Here is a 15,090-nt window from a genome sequence, read left to right on the forward strand (position 1 = left end):
GTGCTAAAACTTGAGAACGTATCTAAAACCTATAAGACCGGGGACAAGGCGCTTCAGGGAATCCGTTTCGAAGTCCCCGCCGGACAGGTGGTGGGGCTGATCGGCCCCTCAGGTGCCGGCAAATCGAGCCTGATTCGTTGCATCAACCGCCTGGTGGAGCCCACAGCGGGCTCCATTCTACTGGGCGATACCGACCTTACCCGCCTTAACGGGCGCAGTCTGCGCCAGGCCCGACGGCGAATCGGCATGATCTTTCAGGAATACGCCCTCGTGGAACGGCTGACCGTGATGGAGAATGTACTCTCCGGACGACTCGGCTATGTGCCTGCCTGGCGCTCGTTTCTTCGCCGCTATAGCCCCGAGGACATAGGCCAGGCCTTTGCCCTGCTGGAGAAAGTGGGGCTTGCCGACCATTACAACAAACGCGCTGACGCTCTCTCAGGCGGCCAGCGTCAGCGGGTAGGCATTGCCCGGGCGCTGGAACAGAATCCGGAACTGCTGTTGGTGGACGAACCCACCGCCTCGCTTGACCCGAAAACGTCCCGGCAGATCATGCGGCTAATCCGGGGCGCCTGCCAGGAACGCAGTCTGCCGGCCATCATCAATATTCACGATGTGATGCTGGCTCAGCAATTTTCAGACCGGATCATCGGCTTGCGAAACGGCGAGGTGGTGTTTGACGGCGCCCCCGACGAGTTGACCAACGAGGTCCTGACTCGCATATACGGCGACGAGGACTGGACCCAGCTGCGCGGCCAGGAGAGTAGCGAAGAGAGCACCGACGGCTCGAGTGACGCACCCTCCGTCGACCTTGCCGAGGGAGTATGATGGACCATCAGCCCACAGTCCGCTCCACCTGGAAGCGACCGCCCCTGCTGCTGACCAACACCCTCTGGCGACGGCTGATCTATAGCGGCGCCCTTATCTACCTGGTACTGGCGGTGCAGACTGTCGAGGTGGATTGGCAACGGGTTTACCTGGGCCTTGAGCGCGGCTGGCGTTTCATTGAGGGGTTTCTAGTACCTGACTTCACCACCCGTTGGCGGGACATTCACGAAGGCCTGATCGAGAGCCTGACGATCACCCTCACCTCCACCGTCGCCGGCATCCTGATCTCGGTGCCCATTGGCATCGGGGCAGCCCGCAATCTGGCGCCGGCCCCGGTTTACCTGGCCTGTCGTGGCATCATTACCCTGTCCCGCTCGTTCCAGGAAATCATCATCGCGATTCTGTTGGTGGCGATGTTCGGTTTTGGCCCCTTTGCCGGATTTCTGACCCTGGCTTTTGCCACCATCGGCTTCCTGTCGAAGCTGCTGGCTGAGGAAATTGAGAGCTGCGATCGCAGCCAGATCGAAGCCATTCGGGCTACCGGGGCTTCCTGGTGGCAGGTAGTGAACTACTCGGTTCAGCCGCAGGTCATGCCACGGCTGGTTGGCCTATCGCTGTACCGCCTGGACATCAATTTCCGGGAATCGGCGGTGATTGGCATTGTCGGGGCGGGCGGCATCGGTGCCACCCTCAATACGGCCATCGATCGCTACGAATACGATTCGGCTGGCGCCATCCTGATTCTCATTATTGCCATCGTCCTTGTGGTGGAATATTCCTCTTCGTACATTCGCAGGTGGGTCCAGTGACAACCTCTTCCTCTCCCGTCTGGCAGTACCGGACCCGAAAACAAACCCTGCTCCGATGGCTGGGCTGGTTCTGGCTGGTTGCCCTGACCGTTTTCTGCTGGCAACTGATGAACGAGAACACCATCTGGGCTTTCGTCAGCGATGCGCCCGCCCAGGCAGCGGACATTGGCAGCCGCATGTTCCCGCCAGCCTGGAGCTATGTGGGTGAGCTCTGGCAGCCGCTTTGGGACACCATCAACATAGCCACCCTTGGCACCTTGCTGGGTATTATGATCGCAGTGCCTGTTGCCTTTCTGGCGGCCAGCAACACCACCCCCAGCGTCCGCTTTGTACGGCCGCTGGCGTTGCTGATCATCGTGGCTTCCCGTTCGATCAACGCCCTGATCTGGGCGTTGCTGCTGGTGGCCATCATTGGTCCCGGCCTGCTGGCCGGTATTATCGCCATTGGCCTTCGCTCCATTGGCTTTGTTGCCAAGTTGCTCTATGAAGCCATTGAAGAAATCGACGTCACCCAGGTGGAAGCGGTTCGAGCCACCGGCGCCAGCGGAGCCCAGGTCATCGACTACGCCATCGTGCCCCAGATCCTGCCAGCCTTCTGGGGCATCAGCGTATTCCGGTGGGACATCAACATCCGGGAATCCACCATCCTCGGTCTGGTTGGCGCCGGTGGCCTGGGCATTCAGCTCAATGCCTCACTGGCCACCCTGGCCTGGAATCAGGTCGCCACCATCTTCCTACTGATCCTTGGCACCGTTGTGGTCTCGGAGTGGGTCTCTGCCCGTGTCCGACAGGCGGTGCTGTAAGCCCATGATCGATCAGCATCCCACCGCCTTCGCCGGCATACAACCCACACCCGCCTGGGCGTTCGAGCAGTACGAGGGCATCCGGGAACGGCTCCCGAGTGCATCGGTTCGTGCAGCCCAACCTAGACTTGTTGACTCGCTCGCGCCGCTGGTGAGCGAATTCGACGCCTTTGTCTTTGACGCCTTTGGGGTGCTCAATACCGGGCCCAGTGTCATACCCGGAGCACTCGAACAACTGGCTCGGCTCCAGGCTCACAACAAGGCGGTACTGGTGTTGTCCAACGCCGCCACAGCGAGCCACCCGGCACTGGCGGCGAAGTACCAGCGCATGGGTTTTAACCTCGATGAAGAAACGGTGATTTCCAGCCGTTGGCTGCTGGAACAACACCTGCAGCACGCGAAACATACCGGTATCTGGGGCGTGATTGCCCCAGAAAAGTCACAGCCGGAGACCTTGCCCATGCCTAACGACTCGGTGCGGACAATCCGTGCCGATGTTGAAGAGGATACGCTGGACCAGATGGAAGGCTTCATTTTTTTGAGCAGTGAAGGCTGGAACGAAACGCTGCAGGGCAGACTAACCAATAGCCTCACCCGGCGGCCCAGACCTATAAAGGTTGCCAATCCGGACCTGGTCGCTCCCAGGGGCGATCTGCTAACGCTGGAGCCGGGGTATTTCTCCCATCTGGCGGCCACCGCAACCGGTGCCAGCCTGGAGTTCTTCGGCAAACCCTTTGCCACGGCTTTTGAGGCCGCGCTGGCCAGGCTCCCGGGCATTGCCCCGGCGCGAATTCTGATGGTGGGTGACACTTTGCACACCGATATCCTGGGAGGCCAGGCAGCCGGCATGTCGACAATGCTGGTGACCGGTCACGGTGCCTTGCAGGGAATGGACATTCACAACTGCATCCGCCGTTCGGGCATCTGCCCAGATTTCATGACGCCATCGATCTGACAGAACTCGCGATCTGACAGAACTCGACCTGCACCGAGCCCCGGGATAACCGTCAAGAACGCATCTTCGGCCGCGCCGGCCTGGAATTCCTGCGCTCTACTCTAACCGAATGGGTCCGTGCCTGTGGTGTGCAGTTGCAGCCCCTGGCGGATGAGAGGTGCTACGATTGTTGGTTGAATCCACGAGTTTGTTTAGCACTCTGTGTGGAAACAGATCGCTAACTATCTGATTCATTGTTAGGCATGTTTAGTACTGGTTGTGGTCGTCAAAGCCCATACCAGCCGGACTTGGTAGGCTGTCAAAATAATCCGAGCGTATTTGGTCAACTTCTCCGCTCGACCGCATCTCACTTAATATCTTATCGAGTGGTTCGACGAGGCTGAGATTTTTTTCATGTAGATAATGGTAAAGCGCTTCTGAATGGAGCACAGGGCTTACTATCTGTAGATTCGAAACAGGTAAGTGTAACAGAGAGATTCTCGCATTGGTTTCAGGAAGGAGAGCGTATTTAGCTCTCCCTAGACTTACCATCGTTAGCGCTTGATTTACGTTGACAACAAATTGGCACTCAATGCGATTTGCACTGACCAACCTCTCTACTATTATAATCCCTCTTACACACAATGGATCGTCTCGAATATCCTCAATTCTGTGGATATTGGCGCTATCCAGCTGTCCAAGTGCAACAATATTAATGACGTTAATTGCTGCAGGTACAGCGTGTAAATTAGGGTAGATTGAGCTGAGATTAGCAATACGTGAAACTTCACCATCGTATTGCCCATTATTCGCGGATATCAATGAGCGAAGATTTGGTAATTCATGGACTACAAGCTGATAACCCAATTTATCGTAAGCTTTTCGTAGTATTCTGATTGAAATATCTTGAACAAAGCCATTTTCAGGGGCTGCCAAATTGATGGTTGGCCGCGCTGAAACGCTCCCTGATAATGGTCGACCAAATCGGTCGGTCGAGTCTTCAAGGGTAAGCCCCTCCGTAAGCTCCTCGATGTCCTCAGTGAAGAGGTATTGAGTTGGCTCATAATAACCGTCTTGTTCTGCTGTCTCGCTTCCTGGCTCAGCCAACGTTGCCGTTGTAAAGGAGGTGATGCCGGCGCACAGGCACACAATGAGCCAACCTGTATAGAAGCTTCGTGGATGAACTATCGCGGCTTTGGACCGGGCAAGAAACATCGTTTTCATTTTTCCATCGTTAGCAGACATTCGCAGGACGCGTGTCACGACTACATTGATCACCTCGACCAGAATGCTGCGCTGATCAGCGGCCCTACTCTCATTGAGTCGACCTCTAAGTGATCGATCAGGGTACGCCGTCACTTGTCCGACGTTGCCTTGGCCAGACAAAGCCAGTGTGGCTCGGATTTTGGTTAAGCGCCAAGACAAAATCGAGATCGCAAAGAGGGCACAAAAAAACCGAGGTGGCCTTCGCCAACTCGGTTTTATTACTAAAGCGCCCCTACTTTACCGGGGTGTTCAGCACGTCCAGAACATCTTCCAGCTCGGTGATCATTTGCCGGATCAGCTGTTTGTACTGGGAGGTGTCGTCTTTCACTTCATGGCTGCTCAGCTTCTGCTTGGCACCACCGATAGTGTACCCCTGATCATAGAGCAGGCTGCGGATCTGACGAATGGTGATAACGTCAGCTCGTTGATAGTACCTGCGATTGCCCCGGCGCTTGACCGGCGACAACTGGGGAAACTCCTGCTCCCAATAACGCAAGACGTGCGCCTTTACAGCACACAGGTCAGCGACCTCTCCAATGGTGAAGTACCGCTTCCCCGGAATCGTGGGGAGTTCGTTGTTATGACTGGGTTCCAGCATACGCTTCTACTTTTTGCTTTAGTTTCTGCCCGGGGCGAAAAGTAACGACCCGCCGTGCGCTGATGGGGATTTCTTCACCGGTCTTGGGGTTCCGGCCGGGACGCTGTTTTTTGTCCCGCAAATCGAAATTCCCGAATCCTGACAGCTTTACCTGCTCGTTGTGGCTGAGGGCGCCTCTGATTTCATCGAAAAAAGCTTCCACCATTTCTTTGGCTTCGCGCTTGTTCAGACCCAACTCCTCGTACAACCGCTCAGCCATTTCCGCTTTCGTCAAAGCCGCCATGTCTCTCAACTCCTTAGTGTTGCCCCCAACTCCTCTTTCAAGGCGTCAATGACACCATTGAAGAGCGAATGAACTTCATCTTCGTTCAGCGTACGTTCCGGATGCTGCCAGAAGAGACTCAAAGCCAAGCTTCGGTTACCTTCGCCCAGATTCTCGCCCTCATAGACATCGAAGGCTCGCAACGCTGTCAGCTGCTCACCGGCATGTTTTTTGGCTACACGCTCAACATCGGCAAACGCGATGTCACTCCCGACAATCATAGCCAAATCCCGGCGAACTTCCGGGAATTTCGAAATTTCTTTGAAATTAGGCACATAACCGGTAACGATTGAATCCAAGAATAGCTCAAACACCAGGATCGTGCCATTAAGTTCAAGATTTTTCTGCACTTGTGGGTGCAATGTGCCTAACCACCCGACATGTTCGCCATCCCGGAGCAACTCCGCGGTCTGGCCTGGGTGCAGAGCCGGGTGCTGGCTGCCCACAAACTGGATTTCGATACCGAGCAAACGGAACAGGCTTTCCAAATCTCCTTTTACATCAAAGAAATCCGCGGTTCTGCGACCGTTTGCCCAGTTTTCGGGGTATTGGGAGCCCACCACGACACCGGCCAGCATTTGCTGCTGATCGATTCGCTCTCCCACCTGTTCGAACCGCAGGCCAGTTTCAAACAGGCGAATGCGGGCCTGCTGGCGGTTCTGGTTATAGGCAGCGGTCTTGAGCAGCCCACTCCAGAGACTGGTGCGCATCACCGAGAGGTCCGAAGAGATCGGGTTGGCCAGGGCAATACCTTCGCGCTCCGGATCGATCAGTTGCTGAACCTTGGGATCCACGAAGCTGTAGGTAATCGCCTCCTGATAGCCATTGTCGACAAAGAAGCTCTGAATCGCCGAGATCGGGCGGGTGGCTTCGTCTTCCTGGCGCAGGCCCAGAGACCCAGTGGGCTCGGTGACCGGCAGATTGTTATAGCCGAAGATCCGACCGACTTCCTCGATCAGGTCTTCCTCAATGGAAATGTCCGGGCGGAAACTGGGCACACTCACGCGCCAGCCGTCTTTCAGCAACTTATCAATGTGCAAGCCAAGACGGGTCAGGATTTCCTCTACCGTGGTGCGATCAATATCGAGTCCCAGTACGTCGTAGAGGCGGGTGGCCCGCAGGTCCACGGATCGGTCTTTGGGGAGATCGTCCTTGCTGATCACTTCAATGATTTCGCCGGGCTCACCACCAACGATTTCCAGCAGCAATTGTGTGGCGCGCTCCATGGCCTCGCGCGCCAGCTTGTAATCCACGCCACGCTCAAAACGGTGCGAAGCGTCGGTATGCAGGCCATAACCCCGGGCCTTGCCGGCCAGGGTAATGGGGTCAAAATAGGCCGACTCGAGAATCAGGTCGCCAGTCTGGGCACTCACACCGCTGTGCTCACCACCCATGACACCAGCGATAGCCACGGGCTTTTCGTGGTCGGCAATGATCAGGGTTTGCTCGGTTAGCTCGACTTCCTGGCCATCCAACAGCACCAGCTTCTCACCCGCCTTGGCCATCCGCACAACGATACCGCCCTGGATTTCGGTGCGGTCAAAGGCGTGCATGGGCTGACCCAGCTCCAGCATGACGTAATTGGTTACGTCCACGGCGGCGTCGATGGAGCGGATACCCGAGCGGCGCAGCTTTTCCTGCATCCACAACGGCGACTGCGAGCGCAGATTGACATTGCGCAAGATACGCCCCAGGTAACGCGGGCAACCGGCAGTCGCCTCGATGCGAATATCCGGCACTTCCGAATGCACCGCTTCAACCGGGTGAATCTCCGGCCCTTCAACCACCAGGCTGTTGAGCACGCCCACTTCCCGGGCAATGCCCTTGATGGACAGACAATCGCTGCGATTGGGTGTCAGATCCACATCGATAGTGACGTCATTCAGGTTCAGGTAGTCGGCAACGTACTGACCCACCGGCGCATCCGCAGGCAGCTCCATCAGGCCGTCGTGGCTTTCGGACAGTCCCAGCTCCGACTCGGAACACAGCATGCCTTCAGACGGCTGACCACGCAGCTTCGCCTTCTTGATCTTGAAATCGCCAGGCAGGACCGCGCCTACCACCGCAAACGGCACTTTCAACCCATCGCGAACATTGGGCGCGCCACACACCACCTGAACCGTCTGGGTGCCATCGCTTACCTGGCAAACCCGAAGTTTGTCGGCGTCCGGGTGCGGCGTTACTGATTGCACTTCACCAACCACAACACCACTGAACTGACCGGCAACCGGTTCAAAGCCGTCCACTTCCAGACCGGCCATGGTGATCTGATCCATCAATTCCTGGGTTCCGATTGCCGGATTTACCCACTCGCGCAGCCACTGTTCACTGAATTTCATGGTTAATGCCTTGTCCTGATGCGGTTTCGCCTGTTGATTTGAATGCCGTAATCGCCGGATTAACGGAACTGGCGCAGGAAGCGCAAATCGTTCTCGAAGAACATACGCAGGTCATTCACGCCGTAGCGCAGCATGGCCAGGCGCTCAACGCCAAGACCAAACGCAAAGCCACGGTACTCCTCGGCGTCGATACCGCAGTGCTCAAATACTTTTGGATGCACCATGCCGCAGCCCATAACTTCCAGCCACTTGATGCTGCCGTCAGCCTCCCTGCCCCACTCGATATCCACCTCGGCGGAGGGCTCGGTAAACGGGAAATAGGACGGACGGAAGCGGACTTCAAGATCGCGTTCAAAGAACACCCGCAGGAACTCTTCCACCGTGCTCTTCAGGTCGGCAAAACTGACGTCCTTCTCGACCAGCAACCCCTCGACCTGGTGGAACATCGGAGTATGGGTCATGTCGGAATCACAGCGGTAGACGCGCCCGGGGCAGATCATACGGAATGGCGGCTTGCCTGCTTCCATGGTACGAATCTGGACCGGTGAAGTGTGGGTGCGCAGCAGAGTGCCGGGATTGAAATAAAAGGTGTCGTGCATGGCACGGGCCGGATGGTGCCCTGGAATATTGAGAGCCTCGAAGTTGTGGTAATCGTCTTCGATCTCAGGGCCCTGCTCAACGGTGTAGCCCGCCCTTGAGAAGAACTGCTCGATGCGCTGAAGAGTACGGGTTACCGGATGCAACCCACCCAGATCCTGGCCTCGGCCTGGCAGGGTGACATCAATGGATTCGCTGGCCAGCTTGGCCTCAATGGCCGCGCGTTCCAGCTCGGTGCGACGGGCATTGATCGCCTGCTCCACCTGACCCTTGGCTTCGTTGATCTTCTGGCCTGCAGCGGGACGCTCTTCGGCGGAAAGCTTGCCCAGTGTCTTTGCCTGCTGGGTAATCACGCCTTTCTTACCTAGGTACTCAACGCGAATGTGATCAAGCGCCTGCAAGCTGTCGGCTTTGTCTACCGCAGCCAATCCGTCCTGAACCAATTGCTCCAGGTTTTCCATTGACCCTGCTCCAAACCAGAAATGGGAGTACGAAATACGAATTCTACAAACAAAAATAGGGGAAGAGCGTGCCCTTCCCCTATCAGAAGGCGTCTCCATGATGACATGAGACGCCCGGATCGATCATCAATCGATGAAGAGCTTAAGCAATCACAGAGATGCTTTGGCTTTCTCGACAACAGCTGCAAACGCCTGCTGCTCGTTCATAGCCAGATCGGCCAGAACCTTACGATCGATTTCGACGTTAGCCTTTTTCAGACCAGCGATCAGACGGCTGTAAGACAGACCGTTAGCGCGGGCGCCAGCGTTGATACGGGCAATCCACAGAGCGCGGAAAGCACGCTTACGGTTACGACGGTCACGGTATGCGTACTGACCGGCTTTGATAACCGCTTGCTTGGCTACACGGAATACACGGCTACGAGCACCGTAGTAACCTTTGGCCTGATTGAGAATCTTTTTGTGACGACGGCGTGCGACCACACCACGTTTTACACGAGCCATACTTTAATCCTTCTACCTTAATAAACCTTTGCAGGAATGATTAGCGCCCGAATCAGGACGCGGTCATACGCTTGATGGAAGCCACATCGGATTTAGCGATCAGCTTGGTACCGCGGAGCTGACGCTTACGCTTGGGGCTCTTCTTGGTCAAGATATGACTGGTGAAGGACTGCTTGTGCTTGAAGCCAGTGGCGGTTTTCTTGAACCGTTTCGTGGCTCCGCTTTTAGTTTTCATCTTAGGCATTTTTTAAAACTCCGCATTCTATTTTTAAGAACATCAAATGTGGCCCTGAACGACAAATCCCCCGCAAGCGCGGGGGATCATCACCCGAACAGGATCACTTCTTTTTTCGGGGCGCCACAATCATGGTCATCTGCCGGCCTTCCATTTTCGGCCGCATCTCAACCGTTGCCAGCTCCTCAATATCCGTTTCGATGCGGGCCATGAGCTTCATACCAATTTCCTGGTGTGCCATCTCACGCCCACGGAAGCGAATAGTGATTTTGCCGCGGTCCCCGTTTTCAAGGAAACGTACCAGGTTGCGTAGTTTGACCTGATAATCCCCTTCTTCAGTTCCTGGTCGGAACTTAAGCTCTTTGACCTGCGTCTGCTTCTGCTTTTTCTTGGCAGCCGCCTTGGCCTTCTTCTCGTCGAAGATTTTCTTGCCGTAGTCCATTATCTTACAGACGATCGGATCGGAATCCGTAACCTGGACCAGGTCAAGAGACGCCTCTTCAGCTTGCTTGATGGCGTCCTCAATTGGTACTACACCGACCTGATTGCCTTCGGCATCGATGAGTCGGACTTCGGTTGCGTCAATATTCTCATTGATCGGCGCCTTTGGTGTACGCCCACCCCGATTCGCTCGCTGTTTAATAATTAGATCTCCGTCTTTGTTTTGCCCTTGCGCTCAACTTCTTTCTGCAAAAGTTGTTCGAACGCTTCGAGCGATAGTGTTCCCAAATCTTCACCTTTGCGGGTTCTCACCGCAACGGCGTTGTTCTCGACTTCTTTATCGCCGACAACGACAAGGTAGGGAACCTTGTTAAGAGTATGCTCGCGGATTTTAAAGCCGATCTTCTCGTTTCTCAAGTCAGCATTAACCCTATAACCCAAAGAATCCAACTTTTTCGCCAGATTCTGGCAATAATCGCGCTGATTATCGGTAATATTCAGCACCGCCACTTGGGTTGGTGCCAGCCAGGTCGGAAACGCGCCTTCGTATTCCTCGATCAGAATACCGATGAAACGCTCGAACGATCCCAGCACGGCCCGGTGCAGCATGACCGGTGTTTTCCGCTCTGAATTATCCGCGACAAACTGGGCTCCCAGTCGGCCCGGCATCGAGAAGTCGACCTGAATGGTGCCACACTGCCACACCCGTCCGATACAGTCCTTCAGGGAAAACTCGATCTTAGGGCCATAAAATGCACCCTCGCCCGGCAGCAGTTCCCAGTCAACGCCTTCGCGGTTCAGCGCCTCTTCCAGCGCAGCCTCGGACTTGTCCCAGACCTCGTCCGACCCTACCCGCTTCTCGGGACGAGTGGACAGCTTGTAGAGGATCTGATCGAAGCCAAAGTCCTGGTAGACCTCGTGCAGGAGATCAATGAAGCGGGACACTTCTTCCTGGATCGCGTCTTCTTCGCAGAAGATATGCGCGTCGTCCTGGGTGAAGCCACGCACCCGCATCAGGCCGTGCAGCGCACCAGAGGCCTCGTTACGGTGACAGGAGCCAAACTCGGCCAGCCGCAGCGGCAGGTCCTTGTAGCTCTTCAGGCCCTGATTGAACACTTGGATGTGGCACGGGCAGTTCATCGGCTTGATGGCGTAATCGTGCTTTTCCGACTCAGTGGTAAACATGTCATCGTGGAACTTGTCCCAGTGACCGGACTTCTCCCACAGCGCACGGGACACCACCTGCGGTGTCTTGATCTCTTTGTAACCATGGAAATGCAGCTTGTCGCGCATGTACTGTTCAATTTCCTGGTACAACGACCAACCATCCGGGTGCCAGAACACCATGCCCGGCGCTTCTTCCTGCATGTGGAACAGGTTCAGCTTCTTGCCAATCTTACGGTGATCCCGCTTCTCTGCCTCTTCCAAACGGTGCAGATAGGCTTTCAGATCCTTCTTGTTGCCCCACGCGGTGCCATAGACCCGCTGCAACTGCTCATTGCTGGTATCACCGCGCCAGTAGGCACCGGCCACCTTAGTGAGCTTGAACGCCTTCAGCTTGCCGGTGCTGGGCACGTGGGGGCCACGACACAGGTCGATAAAATCGCCCTGGCGGTAGAACGACAGGTCTTCGTTGCCCGGAATGTCCTCAATGATGCGGACCTTGTACTCTTCGCCCATATCATCGAACAGTTTCACCGCCTCATCGCGGGACAGCACCGACCGGGACACCGGAATATCCTGCTTGGACAGCTCTTCCATGCGCTTTTCGATGCGCGCCAGATCTTCGTTGGTGAACGGGCGATCGAATTTGAAATCGTAGTAGAAGCCGTTATCCACCACAGGGCCAATGGTGACCTGGGCATCAGGGAACAGCTCTTTTACCGCCATTGCCAATAGATGAGCGGTGGAATGACGAATAATATCGACGCCGTCTTCATCACGATCGGTAATGATTGCCAGCTCGGTATCGTCTTCAATGCGGTAACTGGTATCCACCAGTTGACCATTCACCCGGCCAGCCAATGCGGCCTTGGCCAGACCTGCGCCAATGTCGGCGGCAACGTCGTGGACGGTTACGGGTTCTGCAAAACTGCGATGGCTGCCATCCGGCAAGGTTACGACGGGCATGAAAGACTCCAATTTGGTTGCTCAGCGGTGATCTATACCAGAGATCACGTGATGACGGCGTTCCACGATACAAACCGCGGGCCGATTCGATCCGGAGTCTACCAGAAAAAAACCCGGCAGGTTAATGCCGGGTTTTTACGGATCTACGGATCAGAGAGGCTTCAGGTGCCTTGGGCGCCCTGAGCATTTTGTGGCTGAGTTTGCTCCCTGGCCCGTCGTCGCAACTGACCGAAGGCAAGCAACGCGAGCAGGATCAGGGCCGGAATGAACATCAGCTCTTTCGGCGGCCGCTCCTTCTTGATCTGAACCGCGTCAATGCTCCAGCCATAGCTGATACCGGCCTGCTCGGCGATACTTCCGAAGTTGACAAAATCAACCACCATCTCCTCACCCTGGGGTGACACCTCCAGACCGGCAGCGGCCAATCGTTCAGCGGGCGTTTCCGCCTCAGGTAATGGCAATCTCAGATACGTGGAGACTTCGTTACCGTCAATGGACATACCAGAGGCCTGGATGATGATCGCCTCATCCGCCGGTACATCCTCCACATGCTGAAGCACCTCGGCACCTGGACGGTCCTCCGTGGGCGGATAGACCCTATCCCACCAGAAGCCCGGCCGGAACAGGGTGAACGTGATCAACAGCAACAGTACGGTTTCCCACCACCGGGTCTTGGTAAACCAATAGCCCTGGGTGGCGGCCGAGAACACCAGCATCGCTGTCACCGCGCTGAAAATGGTAATCAGCAGGTCTATCCAACCGGTCAGCCCAATCAACAATAACTGGGTATTGAAGATGAACATGAACGGCAAGATCGCGGTTCGGATGTCGTAGGTGAAACCCTGGACACCCGTTCGTATCGGATCGGCCCCGGATATGGCCGCGGCCGCGTAGGCCGCCAACCCCACCGGCGGCGTGTCGTCCGCCAGGATGCCGAAATAGAACACGAACAGATGAACCGCGATCAACGGTACCAGCAGGCCATTGGCCGCACCGAGAGTAACGATTACCGGCGCCATCAAAGTAGATACCACGATGTAGTTCGCCGTCGTCGGCAACCCCATACCGAGGATCAGACTGATGATGGCGGTGAAGATCAGCATCAGCAGCAGGTTGCCGCCGGAAATGAATTCCACGAACTGGGTCATAACCAGACCAACACCGGTCAGCGTGACCGTGCCGACAACGATACCCGCCGTTGCGGTGGCAACGCCGATGCCCACCATGTTGCGGGCGCCGGTTACCAACGAATGGGCCAGATCGACCACCCCCTGCTTTAACTGTTTTCCGTACTCGCCTTGCTTGTGGAAAAACGCCTTCAGCGGCCCTTGGGTGACAACAATGAAAATCATGAACACCGTCGCCCAGAATGCCGACAGCTGCGGCGAGAACCGCTCAACGGTCAGACACCAGACCAGCACCACCACCGGAAGCAGGAAATAAAGCCCGGTCTTGACCGTGGGCCCAACCGGCGGCAGTTCACCCATCGCCTCCTCAGGATCGTCTTCCTCAAGCGCAGGGAAACGAGTCGCGTACCAAACCAGCCCGATATAGACCAGCAGAAGCAATGGCGCAAGCACCCACATGGCGCCAGCCCCTAGCCAGTCTTTCATCCAGCCTATGCCGTAATAGACCACCAGGGTTAGCACACTCAGCCCCAGCAGGATCACCACCCAGTTCAGCATGCGCTGGGCCAGGGTTGGCCGATCCAGACGTTCGATGCCCTGCATGTTGAGCTTGCAGGCCTCAAGGTGAACGATGTAGATCAAGGCGACATAGGAAATCATCGCCGGCAGGATCGCGTGCTTGATGACCTCAAGGTAGGAAATGCCCACGTACTCCACCATCAGGAAGGCAGCCGCGCCCATGATCGGTGGCGTCAGTTGGCCATTGGTAGAAGCCGCAACCTCAACCGCGCCCGCCTTGGTGGCAGGGAAACCCACCCGCTTCATCAGCGGAATGGTAAAGGTACCGGTGGTCACCACGTTGGCAATGGAGGAACCGGAAATCACACCACTGAGGCCACTGGATACCACCGCTGCTTTGGCAGGTCCGCCGCGCATGTGTCCCAGCAGCGCATAGGCCACCTTGATGAAGTAGTTGCCGGCGCCTGCCCGTTCAAGCAGTGCACCAAACAACACAAACAGGAAGACGAAACTGGTCGAGACGCCCAGCGCCACGCCAAACACGCCTTCAGTACCAAGCCACTGGTGCGATGCCAGCTTGCTCAGGCTCGCGCCTTTGTGCGAGATGACATCCGGCATGTAGGGGCCGGCCAGGGAATAAACAATGAACACACCGGCCACGATGGTCAGGGGCAAGCCCAGCGAACGGCGGGTGGCCTCCAGGAGCAGAACCAGACCACCCAGCGCAACCACCATATCCTGGGTGTTCGGGGCACCGGGACGAGTCGCTAGCTGGTCATAGAAAATGTACAGGTACGATGCGGCGAAGGCTGCCGTCAGCGCCAGAATCCAGTCATACACGGGCACATGGTTGGCATGCTTTCCGCGAATCATCGGGAAGGCAGCAAACGCCAGGAAAGCCGCAAAGGCCAGGTGTATTGATCTCGATTCCGTGGAATTGAAAACGCCCATCTCGAAGATGTAAGGAAGCGGTGACGCTATCCAAAGCTGAAAAAGGGACCAGAGCAGTGGAACAACAAACAAAATAACGGCAGCAGGGCCTGTCGTCGCTCTTCCACCGGATTCGGTTTGTAGAAACTCTTCGACTTTTTGCTTGTCGATGTCGTTCCCAGCTCTCGGGTCGCTATTGGTCATAGCTGAATCCTGTCAGAGGAAAACGGAGGGTCAATTACAGCCG

At 56.2% G+C, this 15,090-nt stretch carries 14 protein-coding genes and 1 pseudogene; 5 read left to right on the top strand and 10 right to left on the bottom strand.

What is annotated here, in order from left to right; all coding sequences use genetic code 11:
- From phnC to FCS96_RS11655, 5 genes and pseudogenes are all read left to right on the top strand, one after another.
- On the top strand, positions 1-828 hold the full coding sequence (phnC, locus tag FCS96_RS11635; RefSeq protein WP_138440554.1) for a phosphonate ABC transporter ATP-binding protein: 828 nt from the start codon (positions 1-3) through the stop codon (positions 826-828).
- Positions 825-1,637 (top strand): phosphonate ABC transporter, permease protein PhnE, encoded by an 813-nt coding sequence (phnE, locus tag FCS96_RS11640; protein WP_212747083.1) that lies wholly within the window; start codon positions 825-827, stop codon positions 1,635-1,637. The genes phnC and phnE (FCS96_RS11640) overlap by 4 nt, the downstream gene beginning before the upstream one ends.
- Positions 1,634-2,440: a phosphonate ABC transporter, permease protein PhnE gene (gene phnE / locus FCS96_RS11645; protein WP_212747084.1), complete on the top strand. Its 807-nt coding sequence runs from the start codon at positions 1,634-1,636 to the stop codon at positions 2,438-2,440. Before phnE (FCS96_RS11640) ends, phnE (FCS96_RS11645) begins: the two co-directional genes overlap by 4 nt.
- 4 nt (positions 2,441-2,444) lie before the next feature.
- Entirely contained in the window at positions 2,445-3,395 is a 951-nt protein-coding gene (locus FCS96_RS11650) for an HAD-IIA family hydrolase (protein WP_138440556.1), read from the top strand.
- 50 nt (positions 3,396-3,445) lie between these two features.
- Positions 3,446-3,547, top strand: a pseudogene (locus FCS96_RS11655) (IS66 family transposase); the annotation flags it as partial.
- Between the two features lie 94 nt (positions 3,548-3,641).
- On the opposite strand, the gene FCS96_RS11660 reads toward FCS96_RS11655, so the two are convergent.
- From FCS96_RS11660 to FCS96_RS11705, 10 genes are all read right to left on the bottom strand, one after another.
- Positions 3,642-4,619 carry a substrate-binding periplasmic protein gene (locus FCS96_RS11660; protein WP_138440557.1) on the bottom strand — a complete coding sequence of 326 codons (978 nt, stop codon included), beginning with the start codon at positions 4,617-4,619 and terminating at the stop codon, positions 3,642-3,644.
- A 253-nt stretch (positions 4,620-4,872) separates the two neighbouring features.
- Positions 4,873-5,238, bottom strand: a complete 366-nt coding sequence (locus tag FCS96_RS11665) for a MerR family transcriptional regulator (protein WP_138440558.1) — start codon at positions 5,236-5,238, stop codon at positions 4,873-4,875.
- Positions 5,219-5,521 (bottom strand): integration host factor subunit alpha, encoded by a 303-nt coding sequence (ihfA, locus tag FCS96_RS11670; protein ID WP_007151838.1) that lies wholly within the window; start codon positions 5,519-5,521, stop codon positions 5,219-5,221. The genes FCS96_RS11665 and ihfA overlap by 20 nt, the downstream gene beginning before the upstream one ends.
- A gap of 5 nt (positions 5,522-5,526) precedes the next feature.
- The gene (gene pheT, locus FCS96_RS11675; RefSeq protein WP_138440559.1) at positions 5,527-7,899 is read right to left on the bottom strand and encodes a phenylalanine--tRNA ligase subunit beta; all 2,373 of its coding nucleotides are present in this window, start codon (positions 7,897-7,899) and stop codon (positions 5,527-5,529) included.
- A 59-nt stretch (positions 7,900-7,958) separates the two neighbouring features.
- Positions 7,959-8,957 (bottom strand): phenylalanine--tRNA ligase subunit alpha, encoded by a 999-nt coding sequence (gene pheS / locus FCS96_RS11680; RefSeq protein WP_138440560.1) that lies wholly within the window; start codon positions 8,955-8,957, stop codon positions 7,959-7,961.
- A gap of 150 nt (positions 8,958-9,107) precedes the next feature.
- A complete protein-coding gene (gene rplT / locus FCS96_RS11685; protein ID WP_008170485.1) occupies positions 9,108-9,461 on the bottom strand; it encodes a 50S ribosomal protein L20 in 354 nt (117 codons plus the stop codon).
- Between the two features lie 52 nt (positions 9,462-9,513).
- Positions 9,514-9,705: a 50S ribosomal protein L35 gene (gene rpmI, locus FCS96_RS11690; RefSeq protein ID WP_138440561.1), complete on the bottom strand. Its 192-nt coding sequence runs from the start codon at positions 9,703-9,705 to the stop codon at positions 9,514-9,516.
- 94 nt (positions 9,706-9,799) lie between these two features.
- A complete protein-coding gene (infC, locus tag FCS96_RS11695; RefSeq protein WP_212747087.1) occupies positions 9,800-10,339 on the bottom strand; it encodes a translation initiation factor IF-3 in 540 nt (179 codons plus the stop codon).
- Positions 10,340-10,341: 2 nt separating this feature from the next.
- Positions 10,342-12,267 carry a threonine--tRNA ligase gene (gene thrS, locus FCS96_RS11700; RefSeq protein WP_138440563.1) on the bottom strand — a complete coding sequence of 642 codons (1,926 nt, stop codon included), beginning with the start codon at positions 12,265-12,267 and terminating at the stop codon, positions 10,342-10,344.
- A gap of 161 nt (positions 12,268-12,428) precedes the next feature.
- On the bottom strand, positions 12,429-15,047 hold the full coding sequence (locus FCS96_RS11705; protein ID WP_138440564.1) for a TRAP transporter permease: 2,619 nt from the start codon (positions 15,045-15,047) through the stop codon (positions 12,429-12,431).
- Positions 15,048-15,090: the final 43 nt, after the last annotated feature.

The organism is Marinobacter alexandrii (assembly GCF_005871205.1).
GTDB classification, from domain to species: Bacteria; Pseudomonadota; Gammaproteobacteria; order Pseudomonadales; family Oleiphilaceae; genus Marinobacter; species Marinobacter alexandrii.